Source organism: Falsiroseomonas stagni DSM 19981, assembly GCF_900114315.1.
GTDB lineage: Bacteria > Pseudomonadota > Alphaproteobacteria > Acetobacterales > Acetobacteraceae > Falsiroseomonas > Falsiroseomonas stagni.
Genome location: NZ_FOSQ01000002.1, coordinates 566,204 through 592,415 on the forward strand (window position 1 = coordinate 566,204; position 26,212 = coordinate 592,415).

Below are 26,212 nucleotides of genomic sequence, written 5' to 3' on the forward strand. Positions count from 1 at the left end.
TGATCTCGTCGGGCGGTTGCGCGAACTGGCCGCGGCGCGGCTGGGCATCGCGGCTGCGGCGATCGACCCCGCCGAGCGTCTGCACCGCTACGGTCTGACCTCGCTCCTCGCCGCCGGCCTCGTCGCCGACATCGCGGCGATGACGGGCCGCGCCCTGCCACCGACCCTGGTCTGGGATCATCCCACGCTGAACCGCCTGTCCGACTGGCTCGCCGGCGCGACGGAGGAGGCAGGACCGCCCGCGGCGCGCCCCCTGCCGGCCGATGACGCGATCGCCATCACCGGCCTCGCCTGCCGCCTGCCTGGTGCCGACTCCCCCGCCGCCTTCTGGTCGATGCTGCTGGGCGGCATCGATGCCGTCGGGGAGGTGCCGGCAGATCGCTGGGACGCGGCAGGGCTGACGGATGCGGACCCGGATGCGCCCGGCCGCATGCGGACCAGCCGCGGCGGCTTCCTGGCCGATGTCGCCGGCTTCGACGCCACCTTCTTCGGCCTGTCGCCGCGGGAAGCCGCGCAGGCCGATCCGCAGCAGCGCCTGGCGCTCGAACTCGCCTGGGAAGCGCTGGAGGATGCGGGACTCCGCGCCTCCCGACTCAATGGCAGCCGCGCCGGCGTCTTCCTCGGCGCGATGTGGAGCGACTACGCCCGGCTGCTCGGCGACGCCACGGGCATCGCCGCGCATACCGCGACGGGACAGGACACCAGCATCATCAGCGCCCGCATCGCCCATGCGCTGGGGCTGATGGGGCCGGCCATCACGGTGAACACGGCCTGCTCCTCGGCCCTCGTCGCCGTCCACCAGGCCTGCCGCAGCCTGCGCGCGGGCGAATCGACCGTTGCGCTGGCGGGCGGCGTCCACCTCGTGCTCTCGCCCGACAGTTCCATCGCCATGACGAAGTTTGGCGCCATGGCACCGGATGGGCGCTGCAAGGCCTTCGATGCCACCGCCGATGGCTATGTCCGTGGCGAAGGCGGCGCGCTCCTGGTCCTCGAGTCGCTCTCCGCCGCGCGCGCCGCCGGACGGCGCGTCTTCGCCATCATCCGCGGCGGCGCCATCAACAATGACGGCCCCAGCAACGGCCTGACCGCGCCCAACCCCGCCGCGCAACGCGCCATGCTGCGCGATGCCCTGGCCGATGCGGGCCTGCCGGCCCACGACGTGGACTATGTGGAAGCCCACGGCACCGGCACGGCGCTGGGCGACCCGATCGAGGCGAATGCGCTCGGCGCCGTGCTCGGCCGGGGGCGTGCCGCCGGCCGGCCGCTCCGCATCGGCTCCGTGAAGACGAATATCGGCCATCTGGAAGCCGCGGCCGGCGCCGCGGGGCTGGCGAAGCTGGCCCTGGCGCTCCGCCATCGCCACATCCCGCGCAGCCTGCACTTCAACCAGGCGAATCCCGCCATCGACATGACGGGCATCGCGATCCAGGCGGAGGCGACGCCCTGGCCCGCGCGGGCCGATGGCCGCGCCATCGGGGGCGTCAGCGCCTTCGGCTTCGGCGGCACCAACTGCCACCTGCTGCTGGAAGCCCCGCCACCGGAAGCGGCCGCCGCCATCGCGCCCGTCTTCGTCTTCGCCGGCAATGGCGCCGCCTGGCCGGGCATGGCCCAGGCGCTGATGGCCTCGCCCGCCTTCGCGGAGTCCCTCCGCGCCTCCGATGCGCTGCTCCGTGGCCTCGGCTTCCCGGCGTCGGTGATCGATGTGCTGGGCGATGCGCGGGTCGAGGAAGTGGCCCTCGGCCAGCCCGCGCACACCGCCTTCCAACTCGCACTCGCCGACCTCCTCGCGAGCCGCGGCATCCGTCCCGCCGCCGTCATCGGGCACAGCCTCGGGGAGGTCGCCGCGGCCTGCGTCGCCGGCGCGCTGACGCGGGAGGAAGCGCTGCGCCTCGCCATGACCCGCAGCGCCTTGCAGGCGGGCTGCGCGGGCCAGGGCGCCATGGCCGTCGCCGCCGCACCGGCCGAGGCGCTGCGCGCGCTGCTGCCCGTGGGCGTCGAGATCGCGGGGGAGAACGGCCCTGCCAACACCGTGCTGTCCGGTTCGCCCGCCGCCATCGAGGCGGCGATGGCCCTGCTTGACGCAAGGGGCATCACCGCGTTGCCGGTCCGCGTGCCGGTGGCCTATCACAGCGCCCAGATGGACACCCTGGTGCCGCGGCTGGTGGCATCCCTCGCGGGGCTGTCGCCGCAGCCCGGCACGGTGCCCTTCATCTCCACGGTGACAGGCACGGTGGTCGAGGGCACGGCCCTCGATGCCGCCTACTGGGGCCGCAACCTGCGCCAGCCCGTGCTGTTCCGGCAGGGTATCGCCGCGCTGGCTGCCGCCGGCCATCGCCACTTCCTCGAACTGGGCCCGCACCCCCTGCTGGCCCTGCCCATCCGCCAGACCGTGCCCGACGCCACCGTGGCAGCACCGCTGCGCCGCAGTGCGGCGGATGAAGCGGCGCTGCTATCGGCGGTGGGCACGCCAAGGCCGGACGCACAGGGGCGCCACCTGCTGGTCCTGTCCGCCCGCAGCGCGGCGGCGCTGGAGGCGCTGGCCCGGCGCTGGGCCGATCACCTGGACAGCGCCACGGCACCCGCTTTCCCGGATCTCTGCCACACGGCGCTGGTCGGCCGGGACCGCTTCGCCCATCGCCTCGCCCTCCATGCCGCCGATGCGACGGAGGCCGCGCGCCGGCTGAGAGCGGGACAGTTCCGGCACGGCATCGTCCCCGCCGGCGGAAGCCGTGCCTTCGACGCGAGGCGCGGCGCGGCGGAAAGCCGGGAAGATTTCCTCGATCGCTGCGCCATCGCCTTCGTGGCGGGCGCCGAGATCGAGGACGCACTCCTCGAATCGGGCACGGCCGGGCGCATCGCCGACGCCCCCACCTATCCCTTCGAGCGTGAGCCCCATTGGCTGCCCCGCTCCGGCAGCAGCCTGGCCTATGCCGTGGACTGGCAACCCCTGCCGGTCCCGGCGACGGCGCTGCCACAGCCTGTCATCACCGCCCCGCCGCCGGATGACGGGCTGGAGGCGGAGGCCACCGCCTTCGCACACAAGGCGCTGGCCGCCACCCCGGCCATCGTGCCGGCGCATCGGGACCTCGCCGCGCGGCTGGCATCCTGGTCGCCCATGCCGCCGCTGCGCGCCCAGGACAGCCCGGCGGCCGCGCTGCTGCGGCGGGTCGGCGCCGCGCTGCCGGATATCCTCGCCGGCCGGACCGGGGCGCTGGACGCGCTCTTCGCGGGCGGGGACATGGAAGCCGCCGCCGCCGTCTATGCCGCGCCCCCCTTTGCCGCGGCGCAGCACGCCGTGGCCGATGCGGTCGCGACCCATGCGGCCGGCCGCGCGGTGCGCGTACTGGAGGTCGGCGCCGGCACAGGCGCGCTGACAGCCGCGCTGCTGCCACGCCTGCCGGCCGGCGGCGACGTGACCGCCACCGACGTGACGCCCGCCTTCCTGGCCGCGCTGCGCCGCCGCTTCGGCGAAGGCCTCTCCACCGCCGTCTTCGACCTCGATGACCCGAAAGGCGTCGAGGGGCCCTTCGACATCATCGTGGCCGCCAATGCGGTGCATGCGGCGGCACGCCTGGGTCCGGCACTGTCGGCGCTGCGGGCGCGGCTGGCGCCGGGCGGGTTGCTCGCCCTGGCGGAACTGGCGCGGGCACCGCGATGGGTGGATCTGGTCTTCGGCGTCACGGAGGGCTGGTGGCGCTTCCGGGGCGACAGGCTGCGGCCCGACCATGCGCTGCTGGGCGCCGAAGCCTGGCAGGCCGCGCTGGCGGAGGCCGGCTTCGGCCCCGTCGCCACCGTCCCGGATGGCGACGCGCATCTGCTGGTGCTGGCCCAGGCGCCGCGTCCCACCGCGCGCTTCCAGGTGCAGGGCGACACGGCGCTGGCCGACACGCTCGGCATCGCCCATGCGCCGGACGCCTCGGCCATCCTGTGGTGTCCCACGGAGGCACCACCGGCGCGGATCGTGGAGGATGCGCAGGCGCTGCTGGCGCGGGGCCTGCCGGTGACGCTGCTCGCCCGACCTGGCCTTCCCGGCGCGGCGGCGATCGGCGCCGCGCGGGCCATGGCTCTCGACCAGCCGGGCAGCGTCGCCGCCATCATCCACCTCGACGATGTCACGCCAGAGAGCCTCGCCGTCCTGGCGCACTCGATCGGGACGGCACGCGGCGACCTCCGCGCCCGCGCCGGCAGGCTCGAAGCGATGCGCCTCCTGCGTGCGGAGGGTTCCGGTCGCGCCTTCCGGCCGGATCCGGACGCGCTGCACGTCATCGCGGGCGGCACCGGCCGCCTCGGCCTCGCCGTTGCGCAGGAACTGTCCCGCCAGGGTGCGCGCCACCTGTTGCTGATCGGTCGCCGCAGCCCCTGCCCTGCGAGGCTGCCGCCCGGGGCACGCCACCTCGCCCTCGACCTGACCGCGGCCGATGCCGTGGCCCGGCTCACTGCCGCGCTGGATCGCCGGCCTGGCCTCGTTGTCCATGCCGCCGGCATCGCCGATGGCCCGGCGGAGGCGGTGATGGCGGCGAAGGTCGGCATCGCCCAGGTCCTCGCCGACGCGATCCCCGATCCCGACGGCATGCTGCTGTTCTCCTCCGCCGCCGGCATCTGGGGCGTGCGGGATCGCGTGGCCTATGCCGCGGCGAACCACGCGCTGGATGAATGGGCCGCCTTCGCCCGCGCGCGCGGCCTGCCGGCCACCAGCATCGCCTTCGGCCGCTTCACGGAAAAGGGCCTGCTCTCCCCAACCGAGGATGCCGCCCTCGACGCCGCCGGGATGCTCGCCATGCCACCCGCGGACGCCTTCGCCGCCGCGCTCGAGGCCCTGGGCGCTGGCGAGGCCCTGCGCATCGTCGCCCGCATCGACTGGCCCCGCTTCGCCAGCACCTATGCCGCCCGGCGGGAGGCAGGGCTGTTCGAGCACCTGCTGCCACGATCCACCCCGCCCGCCTTGCGCCCGCCGCAGAGGACGCCGCCCAGGACGCGGCTGGACCGCGATGGCCTGGCGGCGCTGGTGGCCGACCTGCTCGGCCACCCGGACGCCACGCGGCTCGATCCCGAAGCCGGGCTTTTCGCCCAGGGGCTCGACAGCCTGCTCGCCGTGGCGCTGCGGCGGCGGATCGAGGAAGCGGCCGGCGTTCCGGTGCCGGCCGCGGTGCTCTTCGCCCAGCCCACCATCGCGAGGCTCGCCGATTGGCTCGCCGGCCAGGCCCGCTCCATCCCGAGCGCGCCGGTGGCGACGATGGCCGGTGGCGATGCGATTGCCGTCATCGGCCTCGCCGGGCGCTTCCCGGGTAGCGCGGAGGATCCGGACACGCTGCTGTCCCAACTGCTCGCCGGCCAGGATGCGGTGCGCCCGCTGCCCGCCGGCCGTCCCGGCGCGGCGCATGTGGCGGGCTGGCTGGACGGGATCGACCTGTTCGACGCCGCCTTCTTCGGCATCGCGCCCCGCGATGCCGCCGCCATGGACCCGCAGCAGCGCCTGCTGCTGGAAGCCGCCTGGCGCGCGCTGGAAGCGGCGGGCATCGCGCCGGATCGGGTCGCGGGCGGGCGCGTCGGCGTCTTCCTCGGCGCCACCGGCAGCGACTACGCCACGATCGCCCGGCGGCAGGCAGAGAAGCTGGATGCGCTGAGCCTGACCGGGCAGCCGAGCAACACCCTGGCCGGCCGCATCGCCTACCAGCTTGGCCTGCATGGGCCCGCGCTGGTGGTGGACACCGCCTGCTCCTCCTCCCTCGTCGCCCTTCACCTCGCGGTGCAGTCGCTGCGGCGGGGAGAGGCGGCGATGGCGCTGGCCGGGGGCGTCAACCTCATCCTGGCGCCAGAGGATTCCGCGATGCTGGCGCGGGCCGGCCTGCTCTCCCCCACCGGCCGCTGCGCCACCTTCGATGCGGCGGCCGATGGCTATGTGCGGGCCGAGGGCGTGGGCATCGCCGTGCTGAAGCCGCTGGCGCAGGCCATGGAAGATGGCGACCGCGTGCTCGCCGTCATCCGCGGCAGCGCCGTCAACCATGATGGCCGCTCCTCCAGCTTCACCGCGCCGAACGGCACCGCGCAGGTCGCGGTGATCCGCGCGGCGCTGGCGGATGCCGGCCTCGATCCCGACGCCATCGACTATGTCGAGGCCCATGGCACCGGCACCGCCCTCGGCGACCCGGTCGAGATGGATGCGCTGGCCGAGGTGTTCGGCAGCCGGGCGACGCCCCTGCCGATCGGCGCGCTGAAGGCCAGCATCGGCCACGCGGAAGCCGCGGCCGGCATCGCGGGCCTGGCCAAGGTCACGGCCATGCTGGGCAGCGGGACCATCCCGCCGCAGCCGCATTTCCGGCAGGCCAACCCGCATGCCTCCGCCATGGACAGGCTGCTTGTCCCGACGGCGGCAAGGCGGTTCGCGGCACCCCGGCCGCGCGCGGGCCTCAGCGCCTTCGGCGCCAGCGGCACGAATGCCCATCTCGTGCTGGAAGCCCCGCCGCCACCGGCACCGCCCCGCGGGGAGGGTCCCCCGCGCCTGCTGCTGTCCGCCGCCACGCCGGAGGCGCTGGAGGCGTTGCGGGACCAGGTGCTGACACGCCTGCGGGACGGCATGCTCGACTTCGCGGATGCCTGCCACACGGCCTGGACCGGCCGCGCCCGCCTGCGCCACTGGCTGCTGGCGGACAGCGCCGCCGCCCTGGCCACCGCGCCCCTGCGGCAAGGGACGCCGCCAGCCCTCGCGCTGCCCCGCGGTCGCCGCGTGGCCCTGCCCGCGACGCCCTTCACACCGCGCCGGCACTGGCTGGATGACGCCCCCGCGCTGCCATCCTGGGTGCCGCCGCCCGCCATCCGCTCCGCCCGCAGCGGCGAAGCCGTCGCCGCCTTCCGCCTGGATGCCGCCGCGCCCTGGCTCGGGGATCATGGGGTGGATGGCGCCGTCCTGGCGCCGGCCACGGCCTTCCTGGCCTTCGCCTTCGCGGCCGGTGTGCCAGCGCTGGACGACGTCTCGCTGTTGCGCCCCCTGCCCGTGCCGCATGGGGGGCTGGAGGCGCAGTGGGTGCAGGACCGCGATGGCGGCGTCTCGCTGCATGCGGAACTCCCGGAAGGCTGGGCCATGACCGCCAGCGCCCGGCCCGGCACGCCGCAGGGCGAGCCGCCCCCGCCCCCCGCCCAGCCGGCGGCGTGGGAGGATGGCGACAGCATCGCGCGGGGCCTCGCGGCCCGCGGCTTCGCCTTCGGCCCGCTCTACCGCCGCATCACGGCGCTGCGCCGCGGCGCCAATGTCGCGGAGGCCACGCTGGCGCCGGCGGATGCGCTCGACCCCATGCTGCTGGATGCCGCGATCCAGACGCTGACCGCGCTGCTGCCCGATGATGACCAGCCCTGGCTGCCGCAGCGGATCGCCAGCGCCTGGCGTGGCGTGCCGCCCGACGGCGCGCTGGTCGCCCGCGCCCGGCTGACCGCGCTGGAGGATGGCGCCGCGACCGGCGATGCCGCGCTGCTGCGCGGCGATGGGGCGGTCGTGGCGATGCTGCATGGCATCACCCTGCGCCGCGCCGCCGCCACTCCCGGGGCCTGGCAGCATGACGTCGCCTGGCGCCCGGCAGCCGAACCCCCGCTGCCCCTGGCGGGCCTCTGGCATGCCATCGGCGCCGAGGCCGCGATGCTCGGCACCGCCAGCGTCGATCCTGTCGGCAGCGCGCCCCTGCCCCCCTGCGATGGCGTCATCGACCTGCGCCCGCTGGCCGCCACCGATCCCGCCGCCTGCATCGCCGCCATCGCCGCGCTGGTGCGCGATGCCGCGGCCCTCTCCCCGCCGCCACAGCTCATCATCGTGAGCCGGGGCGCCGCCGCCGCGCCGCCGGTCGCGCCCGGCGCGGTGCCCGCTGCCGCCGTGCTCGGCGGCCTGCTCGGCAGCATCGCGGCGGAGCATCCGGCGCTGCGCTGCCGGTGGATCGACCTCGATCCGGATGAGCCAGGGCTTCCGGCAACACTGGCAGGCCCGCCAGGCCGCTTCGCATGGCGCCACGGATCGCTACTGACGCCCGGCATCACCCGGGCAGCGCCGATCCCCGCCACGGCGGAACGCCTGGCACCCGCGCCGGACCACGCGCTGGCCGCGCTGCGTCGCCTGCCGGTGGTGCCGCGACCGCCGGGCCCCGGGGAGGTCGCCATCGCCATCGACGCCGCCGGGCTGAACTTCAAGGACACGCTGGTCGCGCTGGGGCGGGCGGAGGGCGACGCGCTCGGCCTCGAAGCCGTGGGCCGTGTGCTGGCGGTAGGCACCGGTGTCCAGGGCTTCGCGGCGGGAGACCCCGTCATCGCCTTCGCGCCCGGGCTGCTGGCCGGGGAGGCGGTGGTGCCCGCGCACCGCATCCTGGCCCGCCCGGACTGGCTCGATCCCGACGCGGCCGCCAGCCTGCCCGTCGCCACCCTCACCGCCTGGCGCGGGCTGCATGACCTGGCGGGCGTGGCGCCCGGCATGCGGGTGCTGGTCCATGCCGGCGCGGGCGGCGTCGGCGCCGCCGCCATCGCGATTGCCCGCCAGGCCGGGGCACGGGTCTTCGCCACCGCCAGCGCGGGCAAGCGGCACGCCGCGCTCGCCGCCGGGGCGGAGGCCGTCGCGGACAGCCGCTCCACCGACTTTGCGCTGGCAGCCCGGGAATGGGCCGGGGCACCGGGATTCGACATCGTCCTGCACGCCCTCTCCCCGGCCATGGCCGCGGCCTCCGCCGCCCTGCTGCGGCCCGGCGGTGTCTTCCTGGAGATCGGCAGCGCCCCGGCCCCCACGGCGCCGCACCCGATCCGCCACATCGCCTACGAACTGGAAGCGCCGCTGGCCGCCGATCCCGGCTGGTTCGCGGACCGCATGGGCCGCATCCTGGCGCTGCTGCGCGACGGCGCCATCGCCCTGCCGCGACGGACGGTGATGCCGATGGCGCTGGCCGAGGAGGCCTTCCAGGACCTCGCCCAGGGCCGCGTCATCGGCAGGATCGTGCTGCGGCCGCCCCAACCGCCCCGCATCGCCGGCACCTGGCTCGTCACCGGCGCCGGCACCGTCGGCACCGCCATCGCGGATTGGCTGGCGGCACAGGGGGCGACGCGAATCGTCATCGCCTCCCGCGCCGCCCCCGGCACGCGGCACGAAGCCGCTGCGGTCGATGTCGCGGACCGGGCGGCGCTGGCATCGCTGCTGGCCGCCCTGCCCGATCTCCGCGGCATCGTGCATGCCGCCGGCGTGGTGCGGGATGGCATGATCGCGGGTCTGTCGCCGGCCGATATCGACGCCACCCTGGCCGCCAAGGTCGAAGGCGCGCGGCATCTGGACGCGCTGACGCGCCGGCGGGCGCTGGACCATTTCATCCTGGTCTCCTCCACCGCCGCCAGCCTGGAGGCGCCGGGCCAGGCCGCCTATGCCGGCGCCAATGCGTGGCTGGACCGGCTGGCGGCGGCGCGCCGCGCGGCCGGGCTGCCGGGCCTGTCCGTCGCCTTCGGTCCCTGGGACGGCGGCATGGTCGCGGCCCTGCCGCGCGCGCAGCGGGCCCGCCTGGAAGGCCAGGGCTTCCGTGCCATGCCCCCCCGCCGCGCCGCGGCCGCGTTCGGCCAGGCGCTGGGCTCCGGCGCCGTGCAGCGCATCGTGATGGACCGCGCGGTGGTCGTCGCGCCGCCGGAGCAGGGCGACCTGCGCGCCGCGTTGCAGGCCGCGCCGGCCGACAGCCGCGCCACGCTGCTGCAGGCCGCGCTGTCCCGCCGCATCCTCGGCACGCTCGGCCTGCCGCCGGAAACGCCGCTGGCCGCGGACCGCGCGCTGCGCGACCTCGGGCTGGATTCGCTGCTTTCCGTCAGCCTCAGGAACGAAGTCGGCGCCGCGCTCGGGCTCGACCTGCCCTCGACGCTGCTGTTCGACCATCCGACGCTGGCCGCGCTGGCGGACCATCTGCTCGGCGCCCTTGGCTTCCACGATCTGGACGCGATGGACGAAGCCGAGCTATCCGCGCTGCTCGCGCAGGAACTGGCGGCGCCAGCATGAGCGGGACCGATCCCAAGGAGATTCTGCGCCGCGCGCTGCTGGAGATCCGCGCGCTGAAGGAACGCCTGGTGGCGGCGGAACGCGGGGGGACGGCATCGCCCGCCCCCATCGCCATCACCGGCATGGCCTGCCGCTTCCCCGGCGCGCCGGACCTCGCGGCCTATGCCCGCCTGCTGATGGAGGGACGGGACGCGATCGGCCCGCGCCCGCCCGGCCGGTGGCAGAGCGATGCCGATCCGCCCGGCGGCTTCCTGCCCGATGTCGAGGGTTTCGACCCCCGCTTCTTCGGCCTTTCGCACCGCGAAGCCGCCGCCATGGATCCGCAGCAGCGCCTGCTGCTGGAAGTCACCTGGGAAGCGCTGGCGGATGCGGCGACCACGCCGGAATCGCTGGCAGGCAGCCGCGCGGGCGTCTTCATCGGCCTCGCGACGCATGACTGGCTGCGCCGCGTGCCGGAAGCGGGCCTGGATCGCTTCTTCGGCAGCGGCAGCAGCCCCGCGGTCGCGGCGGGGCGCATTGCCTATCTTCTCGACCTGCGCGGACCGGCGATGACCATCGACACCGCCTGCTCCTCCTCCCTTGTCGCCATCCACCAGGCGATGCGGGCGCTGAGGGCCGGCGATTGCGATGCCGCCATCGTCGGTGGCACCGCGCTGATGCTGATGCCGTCGCTGACACGCAGCTTCCAGGAAGCCGGCATGCTGTCCCCCGACGGACGGTGCAAATCCTTCGCGGCCGGGGCGGATGGCTATGGCCGCGGGGAGGGCTGCGGCGTCGTGCTGCTGAAGCGCCTGGAGGATGCGCAGCGCGCGGCGGACCCGATCGTCGCCTTGCTGCGCGGATCCGCCATCAACCAGGATGGCCGCAGTGCCGGACTGACGGCGCCGAACGGCCCGGCCCAGACGGCACTGATCCGCGACGCGCTGCGTGACGCCGGCATGGCGCCCGACGACATCGACTATGTCGAGGCGCATGGCACGGGCACGCCACTTGGCGATCCCATCGAATGGCACGCGTTGGCCGCGGCCTTCGCGGGACGCAGCCGGCCGCTCGCACTCGGCTCCGTCAAGTCCAATATCGGGCACAGCGAAGCGGCGGCCGGCATCGCCGGGCTCATCAAGGCCGCGCTGGCGGTGCGCGACGGCGTGGCGCCACCCAGCCTGCACCACGCGCGGCGCAACCCCGCGATCAGCGGGGGCGGGGCGCCGATCACCGTGGCGACGACGCCCGTGAGCGGCGTGCGCCGCGCCGGCGTCAGCGCCTTCGGCTTTTCCGGCACCAACGCCCATGTGGTGGTCGAAGCGCCACCAGCGCGGGAGGCACCCGCGCGCGCGTCACTGCCGCCGCCGGTCTTCCAGCGGGAACGACTGCCACTGCCGCCCCTCGGCGCCGCGGAGCTTTCCGACCGGCTCCTCGCCGCCGATGACCCGCTGCTCGCCGGCACCGGCGGCTTCGCGCATCTCGGCGTGCTGCTGGCCCTGCTGGGTCCGGTGGGGCCCCTGGCGGATGTGGTCTTTCCCGCCGGCCTCGCCGTCTCCACCCCGCGCCGCATCCGGCTGCGGCGGGAGGCCGGCGGCCTGGCCCTGGAAAGCACCGCGGAGGGCGAGGAGGGCTGGACGATCCATCTGGCGGCGCGGGAGGTCACGTCCCCCGCAACGCCCGGCCCGCCCCCCGTGCTGCCGCCCGCGACCACCGATGCCGCCGGGCTCTACCGGCGCATCGCCGCGGCGGGCTTCGACTATGGCGACGCAGCGCGATGCCTGCGGCGCATCGGCCAGGCCGGGGAGACCCTCCGCGGCGTCCTGGGGGGCACGGGGCCAGGGCTGGTCGAGGCCGCCGCCCAGCTTGCCTACGCGCTGCTACCGCCTGGTGCCCCACCGGTCATGCTCTCCGCCATCCCGCGCCTTCTGCCGGGGCCGGGCCGGCACCCCGTGGAGGCATGGCTGCGCCGGACCGGCAGCTTCCCGGATGGCGGCTTCATCGCCGATTTCGGCCTGGTCGATGCCGCCGGCAGCCCCGTGCTGGTCGCGGAAAGCGCCCGCTTCGCCCCGCTGCCCGATCGCAGCGAGGCCTGGACGCGCAGCATCGCCTGGCGCCCGGTCCCCGATACGGCCACCACCGGCCTGGCGAGCGATGCCTGGATCGCGCCTTCCGGTCCTGCCGCCAGCCTGTGCGCGGCCCTTCTCGACCACCTCCGCCAGGCGGATGACCGGCCGCTGCGCATCATCACCCGGGGCGCCCAGGCCACGGGGCGGGAGACGGCGCCCCCCGATCCCGATCAGGCGGCGCTCTGGGGCCTCGCCATGGCGATCATGGCGGAACGCCCGGGCCGCGCCTGCCGCCTGATCGACCTGGACCCTGACGTGCCGGAGGCCGCGCAGCAGGCCGCGCTGGCGTCGGAACTGGCCCGCGACGACGAAACCGCGGTTGCGCTGCGCGGCGGGCAGCGCCTCGCCCGCCGGCTGGAAGCCCCGCCCCGGCCTGCCGGGCCGGCGCTGATGGCCAGGCTGCGCCATGGCCAGGTGGCCTGGGACCCGGCCCCGGCGCCGCCGCCCGGCCCCGGCGAGTTGCGGATCGCGATGGTCGCCGCGGGCCTGACCTTCCGGGACCGGCTGCTGGCCAGCGGCCTCGCCCCGGCCGGCAGCCCCCTCGGCGCCGATGGCGCGGGCATCGTGGAGGATGTCGGTCCCGGTGTGCAGGGTTTCGCGGTCGGCGACGCCGTCATCGTCCTGGCCCCCGGCGCGATCGCGGACCGGGTGACGGTGCCGGCGCTGCGCGCCGCCCGGGCGCCCTGCGCCGACCTGATCGATGCCGCGACCATGCCGGTGCCCTACCTCACCGCGCTGGCGGCGCTGCCGGCCGTCAGGCCCGGCGATCGCGTGCTGGTGCATCAGGCCACCAGCGCCACGGGGCTCGCTGCCATGGAGATCCTGCGCCGCGCCGGCGCGACCATCATCGCCACCGCCAGCCGGCCCCGCCATGCCTGGCTGGCCCGCCACGGCGTCGGGACGGTGATGGACAGCCGGGCGCTGGAGGGCTGGGACCTGCGCGGCGTCACGCTCGGCTTCGGCGCCTTCCCGCCGGACCTCGTCGCCCGGCTGGCGCCACTGCCCCTGGTCAACCTGGACAAGCGGGTCGCCGGACACTTCGACCTGGACGCGCTGCCGGCAGACCGCCTTCCCGCGCTGTTCGCCCGGCTCCAGGACATGCCACCCCTGCCGCGCCATCCGGTGGCGCGCGAGAGGCTGGAGGAGGCGCTGTCCACCGCCTCCCCGCCCGGCCGCGCCATCGTCCTTCTGGCCCCGCCTCCGTCCTTCGTCGTGGAGCCCGGCGGGACATGGATCGTCACCGGCGCGGCGAGCGGGCTTGGCCGGCTGGTGGCGGATTGGCTGGAGGATCGGGGCGCCGTCGCCTGCCGGACGGACCTGCATGCCTGCGAGGGCGCCTGCACCGCCCAGGGCGACATCGCCGATCCCGCCTTCGTCGATCCGCTGGTGGCAAGGCTGGCCTCCGGCGCCACGCCGCTGCGCGGCATCATCCACGCCGCCGCCATCACCGATGACGATGCGCTGGAGGCGTTGACGCAGGAACGCATCGCCGCCGTGCTGCATGCCAAGCTCGGCGGCGCAAGGGCGCTGGATGCCGCGACGCGGCGCCACGCGGTCCGGCTTTCCGCCTTCGTGCTGTTCTCCTCCGTCGTCGGCGTTCTGCCTTCGGCGCGCCAGGGGGCCTATGCCGCGGCCAATGCCGCCATCGACCAGGTCGCGGAAGCGCGGCGGCGGGATGGCCTGCCGGGCCTGGCCATCGCCTGGGGCCCCTGGTCGGCCGGGATCGGCGCCCGCATGGGCGCGCGCGCGGCCGCCACCTGGAAGGCCTTCGGCGTCACGCCCATCCTGCCCGCGATGGGGCTGCGCGCCCTTCCCGCCCTGCTGGCCGCGCCAGAGGCGCGCTGCCTGGTGGCCGACAGGGTTGACGCTGCCGCGCCCGCGGCGCCCGCCGCGCGCAGCGCGGTGGCGATCGACGTGCCGCTGCTGCAGGGCATCCTGGCGCCCCTTCTCGGCACGCCCGATCCGGCGATGCTGGATCCCCAGGCGCCGCTGACCGCGCTCGGCATGGATTCACTGGCGGCGGTGGAATTCGCGCGCGCCTTGTCCCGGCATCTCGGCCGCGCGATCCGGCCGGACTTCGCCTACAGCCACGCCAATCTGGCGCAGGCGGCGGCGGCGCTCTCCGTGGCGCGGGCGCCGGCACCGCGCGCATCGGACGGCTTCGCCTTGCTGGCGCCGGCGTGGGAAACGGTGACGGCGACGGCCGGGGTGGCCCGGGGCTGGACCGTCGCCGGCGATGGCCCCATCGCGACCGCCCTTCGCGACTCCCTTGGCACCGCCGACCCAACCGCGCTCCTCGATGTCACGGCACTCGCCATGACGCAGGCGGACCCCGCGGTGCTGCGGGAAGCGCTGATGCCGCCGCTGCTGGCGCGGCTTCAGCGCCTTGCCGGCCAGGCCGCGCGGATCGCCATCGCGCTGCCCGCGACCTCCCCCATCACGCCGCTCGTCGAAGCCTTCGCCATAGCGCTGGCGGCCGAGGAACCCGCCTGGGCGCTGCGCACCATCCGCCTCGACCCCGCCCTCCCCGACCCGGCGGAAGCGCTGCTGCGCGAATTGGCGGTGACGGACGGCGAGACGCAGCTGCGGCTCCTGCCCCGCCAGCGCCAGGCGATGCGGCTTCGCTCCATCCAGCAGGCCGGGGCCTGGCAGCCCGATCCCGACGGCACCTGGCTCATCACCGGCGCCAGCGGCGGCATCGGCCGGCTGGTCGCCGCGGATCTCGTCCGCCGCGGCATCCGGCGCATCATCCTCGCCAGCCGGCGCCCCGTGGCGCAGGACCTGCCCGGCACGCGCGTGGAGACACGCGCGATCGACGTGAGCGACCGCCGCGCGGTCGAGGCGCTGGTCGAGGAACTCGGCCGGGCCGCACCGCCCTTGCGCGGCATCATCCACGCCGCCGGCGTGACGGCCGATGGACGCGCCGCGACCACAGCGTGGTCCCGCTTCGCGCCCGCCTTCCCGCCGAAGGCCGATGCGGCGCACTGGCTGGACCTTGCGACACGCGCCATGGGCGATGTCGAACTGGTCCTGTTCTCCTCGACCGCCGCCTGGTTCGGCCTGGCAGGCACGACAGGCTACGCCGCGGCCAACGGGGCCCTGGCGGCGGTTGCCGCCGCCCGGCACCAGGCAGGTCTGCCGGCGCGCTGCATCGCCTGGTGCGCCTGGCAGGGGATCGGCATGGCGGCGGAGGAAAGCCTCTGGAATGACGGGCGCGCGCCGTCACTGCCAGGATCCGTGGCCCTGCAGGCCTTCGATGCGGCGATGGCCAGCGCGGCAAGCAGCCTTGTGGTCGTGGGTTCGGGCTGGCAGCCGCCGCGCGGCTCCCGCATGATGGCAGCGAGGGGAGGGCATTCAACTTGAACGCTGGGCGTGAGCCGATCGCCATCATCGGCACGGGCTGCCGCTTCGCCGGCGGCGCCGCCGATCCCGCTGCCCTCTGGTCCCTGATCGCCCGCGGCGGCAACGCGGTGCAACCGATCCGCCGCTGGGACCACGCCGCGTGGCATTCCGCCGATCCCGATGCGGCCGGCCGCACGACGCAGGCGGAAGCCGCACTCATCGACGGCATCGAGCATTTCGACGCTGCCTTCTTCGGCATCGCGCCGCGGGAGGCGGAGGCGATGGACCCGCAGCAGCGCCTGCTCATGGAAGTCGCGTGGGAAGCGCTGGAGAATGCGGCGATCCCGCCCGACCGCCTGGAGGGCGTCGCGTGCGGCGTCTATCTCGGCCTCTACAACAGCAATTACGGGCTGATCTGCCGCGGATCGCCGGACCCGTCGCTGATCGGTGCCTGGTCGGCTTCCGGCACGCATACCTCCATCGCGCCGGGCCGCATCGCCTTTCGCCTCGGGCTGACGGGGCCGGCAGTGGCGCTGGACACCGCCTGCTCCTCGTCCCTCGTCGCCGTGCACCTGGCCGTGCAGGCGTTGCGCGCAGGCGATTGCACGCTGGCCTTGGCCGGCGGCGTGCACCTGATCCTCTCCCCGCTGCCGCTGGTGGCCAGCGCGAAGCTGGGCGCTGCATCACCGACCAGCCGCTGCCGTGCCTTTGATGCCGCCGCCGATGGATTCGCGCATGGCGAAGGCTGCGGCGTGGTCGTCCTCAAGCGGCTGTCGGATGCGCTGGCCGCCGGCGATCGCGTGCTGGCGGTGATCCATGGCAGCGCGGTGAACCAGGATGGCCGCAGCGCCGGCCTCACCGCCCCTTCCGGCCCCGCGCAGGAAGCCGTGCTGCGCGCCGCCCTCGCCGATGCGTCGCTCTCCCCCGCCGACATCGACGCCATCGAGGCCCATGGCACCGGCACCGCCCTCGGCGATCCCATCGAGATGCATGCGCTCCGCAGCGTCTTCGCCGGGGATCGCGCCCGGCCGCTCGCTGTCGGCTCGGCGAAGACCAATATCGGCCATACCGAGGCCGCCGCCGGCATCGCCGGCCTCATCAAGGCCGTCCTCATGCTCCGCCACCAGCAGGTCGCCCCCAACCTCCACTTCACCCGCCTCAACCCGCATATCGACCTGACCGGCGCCCGCATCGAAGTGCCGACGCGGCTCGAACCCGCGCCTCTTCGCCATGTCGGCGTCAGCTCCTTCGGCTTCTCCGGCACCAACGCCCATATCGTCCTCGGCGCCGCGCCCGAGACGGCGACAGCCGCCGACCCCCGCCCCGCCCATCTCCTGCCGATCAGCGCCCGCGACCCCGCCGCGCTGACGGCGCTGGTCGCCCGCTGGCAGGATGCGCTCGCCGCGCCGGGCGCCGACCTCCCCGCCCTCGTCCGCACCGCCGCCACCGGCCGCGCCGCCCTGCCCCGCCGCATCGCCATCACCGCCCGCGACCCCGCCACCGCCGCCGACGCACTCCCCAAAGCCGAAGCCACCACCGCCGGCCGCCCCCGCATCGCCTTCCTCGTCACCGGCCAGGGCTCCGCCTTCCCCGGCATGGCGCGCGGCCTCGCCGAGACCGCCCCCGTCTTCCGCCGCGTCCTCGATCGCTGCGACGCCGTCATGGGCCTGCCCGCGCCGCTGTCCCGCCTGTTCGAGGACGGTGCCGCCCTCGCCCGCGCCGATATCGCCCAGCCCGCCCTCTTCGCGCTGTCCGCCGGCCTCGGCGCGCTCTGGCGCAGTTGGGGCGTGGAGCCGGTGGCGCTGCTCGGCCACAGCCTCGGCGAATACGCCGCCGCCCACCTCGCCGGTGTGCTGACCTTGGAGGACGCCGCCCGCCTCGTCGCGGCCCGCGGTCGCCTGACGCAGGCGCTGCCCGCCGGCGGCGCCATGGCCGCGGTGCTCGGCCCCGACCCGCACAGGGTGCTCGCCCGCCACCCCGCCCTCGAACTCGCCGGCGAGAACGGGCCGGAGGCCATCACCCTCGCCGGCCCGCAGGCCGCCATCGCCGCGCTGCTCGACGACACGATGCTCGCCGCCTCAGGCCTGGACGCAAGGCCGCTCGCCGTCTCCCACGCCTTCCATTCCCGCCTGCTCGACCCGATGCTCGACGCGCTGGAAGCCGAGGCGCGTGCCATCCCGCACAACCCGCCCGCCATCCCCGTCATCGGCAACCTCGCCGGCACCGTGGTGCCGCGCCACGACGCCGCCTATTGGCGCGCCCATGCCCGCCAGCCCGTGCGCTTCGCGCAGGGGTTGGCCACGCTGGCCGCCATGGGCGTCACGCATGCCGTCGAACTCGGCGCCATGCCGGTGCTGTCGGGCCTGGCGCGCAACGCCCTGCCCGCGCTGGTCACGCTGCCGTCCCTCGCCCGCGCAAGGCCCGGCCAGGACGGCGCGACACTCGGCTGGACCACCGCCATGCAGGGCGTCGCGCGCCTCTGGCAGGATGGCGCGGAGATCGACTGGCCCGCCTTCCACCAGCCCTACAGGACGCCCACCACATCAGCGCCAACCTATCCCTTCCAGCGGCAACGGTTCTGGCTGGCCGATCCGACGCTCGAACGCCCCGCCGCGCCCATCACGGCCGACCGCGCGGCGCCCGAGGTCGGTGATGCGCGCGTCACCGGCTTCTACGACGAACTCACCACCATCGCGCAACACTACGCCGATCCCGGCGATGGCAGCGAAGGGCATCTCACCTTCGGCCTGATGCCCGCAGCGCGTCCCGGCTTCTCCTGGCTCCGCGCGCTCTTCGCCGGGCCGTCGGAGCCCGAGGGCTACGCCATTCTGCGCCGCGCGCAACACGCGCTGAAGCAGGCGATCTTCGCGCCCGTCGACTTCACCCGCGCACGCCGCGTGCTGGATTTCGGCTGCGGCCATGCCGCCGATCTCTGCGACATCGCGCTCCGCCACCCGCATCTCCGCCTCGATGGCTGCACCATCTCCGCCGAACAGGTGCAGGTCGGCCGCGCCCGCGCCGCGCGCGCGGGTCTCGCCGATCGCCTGCGCATCCATCACCGCGACAGCGCCCGCGATCTCTTCCCGGGTCGCTACGACGTGATCTTCGGCGTGGAGGTCTCGGGCCTGATCGAGGACAAGGCCGGCCTCTTCGACAACATCCGGGACCATCTGGAACCCGGCGGCGCCCTGGTCATTGCGGATTTCGTCGCGGCCGGCGACGGCATCGCGGCGCCCGACACGGCCTCCTTCACCTCGACCGCCGAGGAATGGGCGCGGCTGCTCGCGGATCGTGGCCTGCGACTGACGGATTGCGTGGACACCAGCGCGGAGGTCGCGCATTTCCTCGACGATCCCGGCTTCGGGGCGGAAGTCGATCGCCTGGTGGCGGCGCATGGCCTGTCGGACCTCACCCGGCGCCACCTGCTCTCCAACGACAATATCGGCCGGGCGCTCCGCCGCGGCGTGATGCGCTACGTCCTGCTGACCGCGCGCCAGGACACGACGGCGCCGGTCGCGCGGCTGCTGGCCGCCAACCGCGCGCGCCTGGCAGCACCCGACCGCTGGGAACAGGCGGAGCCCTGGCGCGGCTGGTTCCACCACGTCACCTGGCAGCCCGATCCCGTCGCGCAGGCGGTGGAGGAGGGCGCGGCGCTGCTGGCGGATGCCGCCGATGCCGCTGCCGCGACGGACCGGCTGGCCCGCGCCTGGATCGGCGCCGCCCGGCTGGAGGATTGCGTGCCCGTGCCGGGCTTCGCGCGCCTTCACGCCCATCTCTCCCGCCTGACCGCCAGCACCGAGGATCCCGCCGCCCTCCCGGTGCCGGACCTGCCGGAAGCACGCCTCCTCGCCCGCAGCGGCCCGCATCTGCGCGCCGTGCTGGAAGGCCGGGCGGACCCGCTGGACCTGCTGTTCGGGGATGGCGGGGCGGCGGCAGAAGCGCTCTACGCCACATCGCCCGCGGCCCGCGCCGTCAACGGCATCGCCGCCGCCGCCTTTGCAGCCCTGCTGGAAGGGCGCGGCCCCGCGCGGGTGATGGAGATCGGCTGCGGCACCGGCGGCACCACCCAGGCGCTGCTGCCACGCCTGCGTGCGGGCGACAGCTACCGCGTCACCGACATCTCCCCGGGCTTCGTACAGGCCGCGCAGCGGCGCTTCGGGCTGGATGGCGCGGTGCTCGACATCAGCCTGCCGCCCGCCACCACCGGTGTCGCGGACATCCTCGTCGCCGCCAATGTGCTGCACGCCACGCCGGATTTGCGCCGCACCCTGAGTCACGCCGCCGCGCTGCTGGCGCCGGATGGCGCGCTCCTGCTGCTGGAGAATGCCGGCGAACTCGCCTGGGGCGACCTGACCTTCGGCCTCACCCACGGCATGTGGGCCTTCGCCGATACCGACCTCCGCCCCGGCCATGCCCTGCTGCCACCGGCAGCCTGGACATCATTGCTCGCGGAGCTCGGCTTCGTGGCGGAGGTTCACGCGCCCGGCGATGCGCGCACCGCCATGCTCAGCGGCCAGTTCGTCCTGGTCGCCCGGCGCCGGGCCGCGGATCGAGGCGACATCCTCTGGCCTGCGCCACGCGGCGCAACGGCAGAGGCCGTGCTGGCGGAAGCACTGCCGATGCTGCAGCAGGCAGCCGCGAGGCCGGTACCCCCGCGCGTCTGGATCGGCACGCAGGGCGCCCGCGACGTCGCAGGCGGCGAAGCGCCCGATCCCGCCCAGGCCGCGCTCTGGGGCCTCGCCAACGCGCTGGCGATCGAGGCGCCGGAGCTTCGCGTGACCCTGGTCGATTCCGACGATCCCGCGGCGCTGGAGCGTGAGGCCGCGCTGGGCGGCGGCGAGACCCGCATCGCCTGGCGCAAGGGAAGGCGGCATGTCGCGCGGCTCGGCCGCCTCGCCGCGCCGGAGGCAGCGCCGACGCTGCGCGAACCCGGCACCTGGCTCGTCACCGGCGGGCTTGCCGGCGTCGGCCTGGCCGTGGCGCGCTGGCTGGCGGCCGAGGGCGCGACGCATCTGGTCCTGCTCGGCCGCACGCCGCGGGACATCGGCCCCTTCCCGCCCGGCGTCCACGTCACCACCGTCACCGGCGACGTGGCGGATGAAGCAACCCTGGCCGCGCTGCTGGCGCGTATCGCGCATGAAGGCCCGCCGCTGGTCGGAATCATGCATGCCGCCGGCGTGCTGGATGATGGCCTGCTGGCCCAGCAGACGCCCGCGACGATGGCCGCCGTGCTGCGCCCCAAGCTGCAAGGCGCGCATCTGCTGGACCGGCTGACGCGCCGCTTCCCGCTGCGCCACTTCGTCCTCTTCTCCTCCTCCGCCGCCCTGCTGGGCTCCGCCGCCCAGGCCAACCACGCCGCGGCCAATGCGGCGATGGACGCCATCGCGGAAGCCCGGCGCGCGGAAGGCCTGCCGGCGCTCAGCATCGCCTGGGGGGCCTGGGACGAAGTGGGCGCCGCGGCGCGGGCCGGTGCCGGTGTCGCGCGGCGCGGGTTGCTGCCGATGGCGCCCGACCAGGCGCTCGCCGCGCTCGGCCTTGCCCTGTCGGCCAGCCAGGCGACGCTCGGCATCCTCGATGTCGATTGGGGGCGCTTCCTGGCGCGCTTCGCCCCGCATCCCGTGCCGCCGGTCTTCGGCGTCTTCCGCATCGCCCCCGCGATCAACCCCGTCGCGGACGCAGGAGGCCCGGCCGCCGCCGCGACGCTGCGCGACCGGATCGAAGCGGCCGCCCCGGCGGACCGCGCGGCGCTGCTGCTGGCCGCCACGCGCGACACCGTCGCCCGCATCCTCGGCCTCGCGCCGGGCGCACTGCCCCCGGCCGACGCGCCGCTTCGCGAACTCGGCCTTGATTCGCTGATGACGGTGGAACTCCGCAACGCGCTCGCCACCGCCTGCGAGACGAAGCTGCCCGCCACGCTGGTGTTCGAATACCCGAGTTGCGCGGCTCTCGCCCGGCACCTCTGCGGCACCGTCTTCGCGGACCTTCTCCCGGCCGCCGGCGGCGATGCGCTGGACGCGATGGAGGAGGACGAACTCGCCCGCCTGCTGGAAGCCGAACTCGGCGCCGCCGACGCGGCGCTCGGGGGCCGCGCATGACACTTCCCCCCGAGGATCGGATGCGGGAGGCCGTGCGGACGATCCAGGCGCTGCGACGGCGCGTGGATGAACTGGCCGCTGCGCGCAACACGCCGGTCGCCGTCATCGGCATGGCCTGCCGCTTCCCGGGTGCGGGAACGCCTGACGCGCTGTGGCACCTGCTGGCGGAAGGGCGCGACGCCATCGGCCCGATCCCGGCGGACCGCTGGGATTCCGATGCCTGGCACTCCCCCGATCCGGACCAGCCCGGCCGCATCGCCTTCCGCGAAGCCGGCTTCATCGGGGATGTCGACGCCTTCGATGCTGCCCGCTTCGGCATCGCGGCGCGGGAAGCCGCGGGGATGGACCCGCAGCACAGGCTGCTGCTGGAACTGGCCTGGCAGGCCCTGGAAGCCGCCGCGCTGCAACCCGATGCGCTCGGCGGCACGCGGGCCGGCATATTCCTCGGCCTGAATGCCGGCGATCACCTCCAGGCCGTGATGACGGACCCAGCGCGGCTCGGCACCCATGCGCTGGCCGGCGCCGTGGCCTCGCTGGCTGCCGGGCGCATCGCCTATGCGCTCGGGCTGAATGGACCGGCCCTGGTGGTGGATACCGCCTGCTCCTCCTCCCTCGTCGCCGCGCATCTGGCCGTCCAGTCGCTGCGGGCGCGGGAATGCGACATGGCGCTGGCGGGCGGCGCGCATCTGATGCTGGCGCCGCAGGTCTCCGTCGCGCTGAGCCGCGCGCGCATGATGGCGCCGGACGGGCGCTGCAAGACCTTCGATGCCAGCGCCGACGGCTTCGGCCAGGGCGAGGGCGGCGGCATGGTCGTGCTGAAGCGCCTGGCGGATGCGGAGGCAGCCGGGGATCCGGTCCTCGCCGTCATTCGCGGCAGCGCGCTGAACCAGGATGGCCGCAGCGCCGGTATCACCGCGCCGAGCCTCGGCGCCCAGCAGGCGGTGATCCGCGCGGCGCTGGCCGATGCGGGCCTCGCCCCCGCCGATATCGACGCGATCGAGGCGCATGGCACCGGCACGGCGCTCGGCGATCCGGTCGAGTTGCACGCACTCGCCGCCGTCTTCGGCCAGGATCGTCGCCGGGCGCTGCGCGTCGGATCGCTCAAGACCAATATCGGCCACACCGCCGCGGCGGCCGGCGTCGCGGGCCTCATCAAGGCCGTGCTGATGCTGGACCGCGGCGCCGTCCCGCCCAGCCTGCATTTCCGCCGCATGAACCCGCATGTCGATCTCGGCAAGGCGCCGATCGAGGTGCCGACGACCATGGTCGCGGAAGCGCCGCAGCGCGTCGGCGTCAGCGGTTTCGGCTTTTCCGGCACCAACGCGCATCTGGTGCTGGAAGCCGCGCCCACCCTGCCCGCGCGCCGCGCCGCGCTGCCCCCCACGCCGCTGAAGCGGCAGGTCTTCCCGAGGCTCCGCGCCGCGCTGCCTGAAACCGCGCTCTTCCCCGGCCGCGTCATCGAAAGCCCCGCCGCCGCGCGGCAGGTGGAGGCGGTGCTCGACCTGGCCCTGCTGCCCTGGCTGGCGGATCACCGGGTCCAGGGCCGCGTGGTGGTGCCAGGCGCGGTGATGATCGCGCTGCTGCTGGCCGCCGCCCCGCCCGGCACCACGGCGCTGGCCGACATCGCCTTCGCCGAACCCGTGGTGCTGGAAGCGGCGCCCGTCCGGCTCGTGGCGCTCGGCCAGCCCGACGGCACGCTCGCCATCTCGTCCCGCGCCGGGACCGGCTGGCTGACCCATGCGACGGCGCGCCTTGCCGTCCCGGCAGCGCCGCTGGCGCTGTCCTGCGCCCCACCTGGCAATTGGGACGCCCGCCCCGCCTGGGTCGCGCATCTCGCCGCGCTCGGCATCGATATCGGCCCGGCCTTCCAGGGCATCGCCCGCATCGCCCGCGGCGAGACGACGACCGCGACCATCGACGCGCTGCCGGAAATCCCCGGCGCGCCCTTCCACCCCGCGCTGCTCGACGCCGTCCTCCAGGCCGCCGGCGGCACGCTGCCCGCCGATCCCGTCCTGCCCATCGGCATCGCCCGGCTCGACCTGCATGGCCCGCTGGCCGGCGCGCTTTCCGTCATCGCGCAGCGCCGGGGCGATGCGATCGACCTGCTGGCGAGTGCCGATACCCCGATCGCCTCCATCCATGGCCTCGCCATCCACCGCCTGGCCGAAGCCAGCGCGACGCCGACCCTCGCCGCCCTGTCCTGGCAGCCGGCGGCGGCGCCTGCGCCCGGCACGCCGGCCACGGCGCTCGACATCGCGGCCGGTGGCGCGAACCTGGCGGAGGCCCTCGCCCTCGCGCAGCGCCACCTGGCCACCGCCACGCCGATCGCCTTCGTCACGCGGGGGGCGACGCCGCCCGTGGCCGATCCGGGCCAGGCCCTGCTGCATGGCATGGCCACCGCGCTGGCGGCGGAGCGGCCGGAACTCCGCGCCCGCGCCATCGACCTCGCGCCGGATGCGCCGCCCGCGCTGCTCACGGCCGAACTGGCGGGCGATGGGGCGGAACCCTCCGTCGCGCTCCGTGCCGGCGGGCGCTTCGTGCCGCGGCTGACGCGCCTCGAACCCCGGCCGGGGCAGGTGCGCCTTTCAGGAACCGTCCTCATCACCGGCGGCTTCGGCGGCATCGGCCGCCCGATGGCGCGCTGGGCGCTGGAACGAGGGGCGGATGCCGTGCTGCTCATCGGCCGCCGGCCCGCCGAGGCCCCCTTCGCGCAGGCCCGCATCCTGGCCTGCGACATCGCCGCGCCCGACGCCACCGCGCGGATCGCCGCCGCGCTCCAGCCCCTGCCGCCGCTGCACATGATCATCCACGCCGCTGGCGTGCTGGATGATGCGATGATCGAGGACCAGGCGCCGTCCCGCCTGCAACGGGTGATCGCGCCGAAACTGCTGGGCGCGCAGGCCCTGCACGCGCTGCCGGCAAGGCCCGAGCATGTCCTGCTGTTCGGCTCCGTCGCCAGCCTCATCGGGGCGGCCGGCCAGACCGGCTACGCCGCCGCCAATGCCGCGCTCGATGCCTTCGTCGGCTGGCGTCGCGCCCAGGGCCTGCCGGCGCAATCCATCCTCTGGGGCCGCTGGGCTGAGGTCGGGATGGCCGCAGCACTCGACAGCGCCCGCTCCACCCGCATCTCCGCCCGCGGCCTGCTGCCGATGGCGCCCGAACGCGCCCTGGCGGCACTGGATTCCGCAATCCTGTCCGGCGAAGCCGCCGTGATGATCGCCGCCTTCGACTGGGCCCGCTTCGCGGAAACCGCCCCGCCCGCCTTCCTGCCGCTTCTGCCGGCCGTCGCCGCCGCCGATGGCCCGCTGCGCGACCAGGTGCAGGACATCCTCCGCCAGATCCTGGGCGAGGTGCCGCCCCCGGGCCGCGCGCTGGTCGCCTGCGGGCTCGACAGCCTGATGGCCATGGATCTCCGCAACCGCATCAATCGCCGCTTCGGCACGGCGCTCGGCCTCGCGGACCTGCTGGGCGGCACCGATGCGGAGGGCCTGGCCGCGCGGATCGAGGCCGAGGCGGAGGAGACGGAGGTGCTGACGCTGTGACCACCGCCGCCTTCCTCCAGGACCTGGAACGCCGGGGCGTCAGCCTCTCCGCCAGCGGCGACGAATTGTCGCTGCGCGCACCGCGCGGCGTGCTGACGGAGGCCGACCGCGACCGCCTCCGCGCCGAGAAACCCGCCATCCTCGCGCTGCTGCGCGGCGAAGACGCCACGCCGGATGCACCCTTCCCGCTGACGGAGATCCAGCAGGCCTACCTGGTCGGCCGCTCCGCCGAACTCGAACTCGGCCGTGTCGGCTGCCACGCCTATCGCGAATTCGAAGCGGCGGACCTCGACCTCGACCGCCTCGAAGCCGCCTGGAACCGCCTGGTGGCGCGCCACCCGATGCTGCGCGCGGTGGTGACGCCGGATGGCCTGCAGCGCGTCCTGCCCGATGTGCCGCCCTGCCGGATCGAACGCATCGACCTCCGCCAGGCGCCGGATCCCGGCGCCGCCCTGGCGGCGGAGCGGGAGGCGCGGTCGCACCACGTCTTCGACCCCGCGCAATGGCCGCTATTCTCCCTGATGGCGGCGCTGCTGCCGGATGGCCGCGTGCGGCTCGGCGTCGGCATCGACCTGCTGGTGGCGGATGCGGCGGCGCTGGTGACGCTGTTCCGGGACTGGGGCGCGCTCTACGCGGCGCCGGAGAGAGACCTGCCCCCCCTGCCGGCACGTTTCGCCGACCATGCGCGGCGCCTGCCACAGCCGACCGATCGCGACCGCGCGTACTGGCAGGCGCGGCTGGCGGATTTCCCGCCCGGGCCCGACCTGCCGTTGCAGCCGCTGGCCGGCCCGCCGCGCTTCACCCGGCGCACGCACCGCATCCCCGCGCCCGACTGGCAGGCCCTGCGCGCCGCGGCGGCCGCGCGCGGCATCACCGCCTCGATCCTGCTCGCCACCGCCTTGGCCGATATCCTGGCGGGCTGGAGCCGTCGCGCACGCTTCGCCGTCACCCTCACGCAATTCGCCGCGCCGCCGGGGATGGAAGGCGTGGTCGGCGACTTCACCTCGACCATCCTGCTGGAAGCCGACGTCACCCCGCGCCGCTTCGAGGATCGCGCCCGCGCCTTGCAGGCCCGCCTGGCCGCCGATCTCGACCATGCCTCGATGAGCGGCGTGGCGGTGCTGCGGGAAA

4 protein-coding genes and 1 pseudogene are annotated in these 26,212 nt (G+C 75.3%); all 5 read left to right on the forward strand.

Annotation, left to right across the window (positions count from 1 at the left end; genetic code table 11):
• The first annotated feature begins 16 nt into the window (after window positions 1-16).
• A complete protein-coding gene (locus BM041_RS09505) occupies window positions 17-9,994 on the forward strand; it encodes a type I polyketide synthase (protein ID WP_175533838.1) in 9,978 nt (3,325 codons plus the stop codon).
• Window positions 9,991-15,465: an SDR family NAD(P)-dependent oxidoreductase gene (locus BM041_RS31175; RefSeq protein ID WP_092958703.1), complete on the forward strand. Its 5,475-nt coding sequence runs from the start codon at window positions 9,991-9,993 to the stop codon at window positions 15,463-15,465. The genes BM041_RS09505 and BM041_RS31175 overlap by 4 nt, the downstream gene beginning before the upstream one ends.
• Window positions 15,462-21,539: a type I polyketide synthase gene (locus tag BM041_RS09515; RefSeq protein WP_092958705.1), complete on the forward strand. Its 6,078-nt coding sequence runs from the start codon at window positions 15,462-15,464 to the stop codon at window positions 21,537-21,539. The genes BM041_RS31175 and BM041_RS09515 overlap by 4 nt, the downstream gene beginning before the upstream one ends.
• Window positions 21,536-25,081, forward strand: coding sequence for an SDR family NAD(P)-dependent oxidoreductase (locus tag BM041_RS09520; RefSeq protein ID WP_092958707.1), 3,546 nt, complete (start codon window positions 21,536-21,538; stop codon window positions 25,079-25,081). The genes BM041_RS09515 and BM041_RS09520 overlap by 4 nt, the downstream gene beginning before the upstream one ends.
• Window positions 25,078-26,172: pseudogene (locus BM041_RS32130) on the forward strand (condensation domain-containing protein); the annotation flags it as partial. The gene BM041_RS09520 and the pseudogene BM041_RS32130, both read left to right, overlap by 4 nt.
• Window positions 26,173-26,212 lie beyond the last annotated feature (40 nt).

Coding starts and splice junctions, on each gene's coding strand:
- BM041_RS31175 (WP_092958703.1), top strand. CDS start 9,991: ATGAGCGGGACCGATCCCAAGGAGATTCTGCGCCGCGCGCTGCTGGAG.
- BM041_RS09520 (WP_092958707.1), top strand. CDS start 21,536: ATGACACTTCCCCCCGAGGATCGGATGCGGGAGGCCGTGCGGACGATC.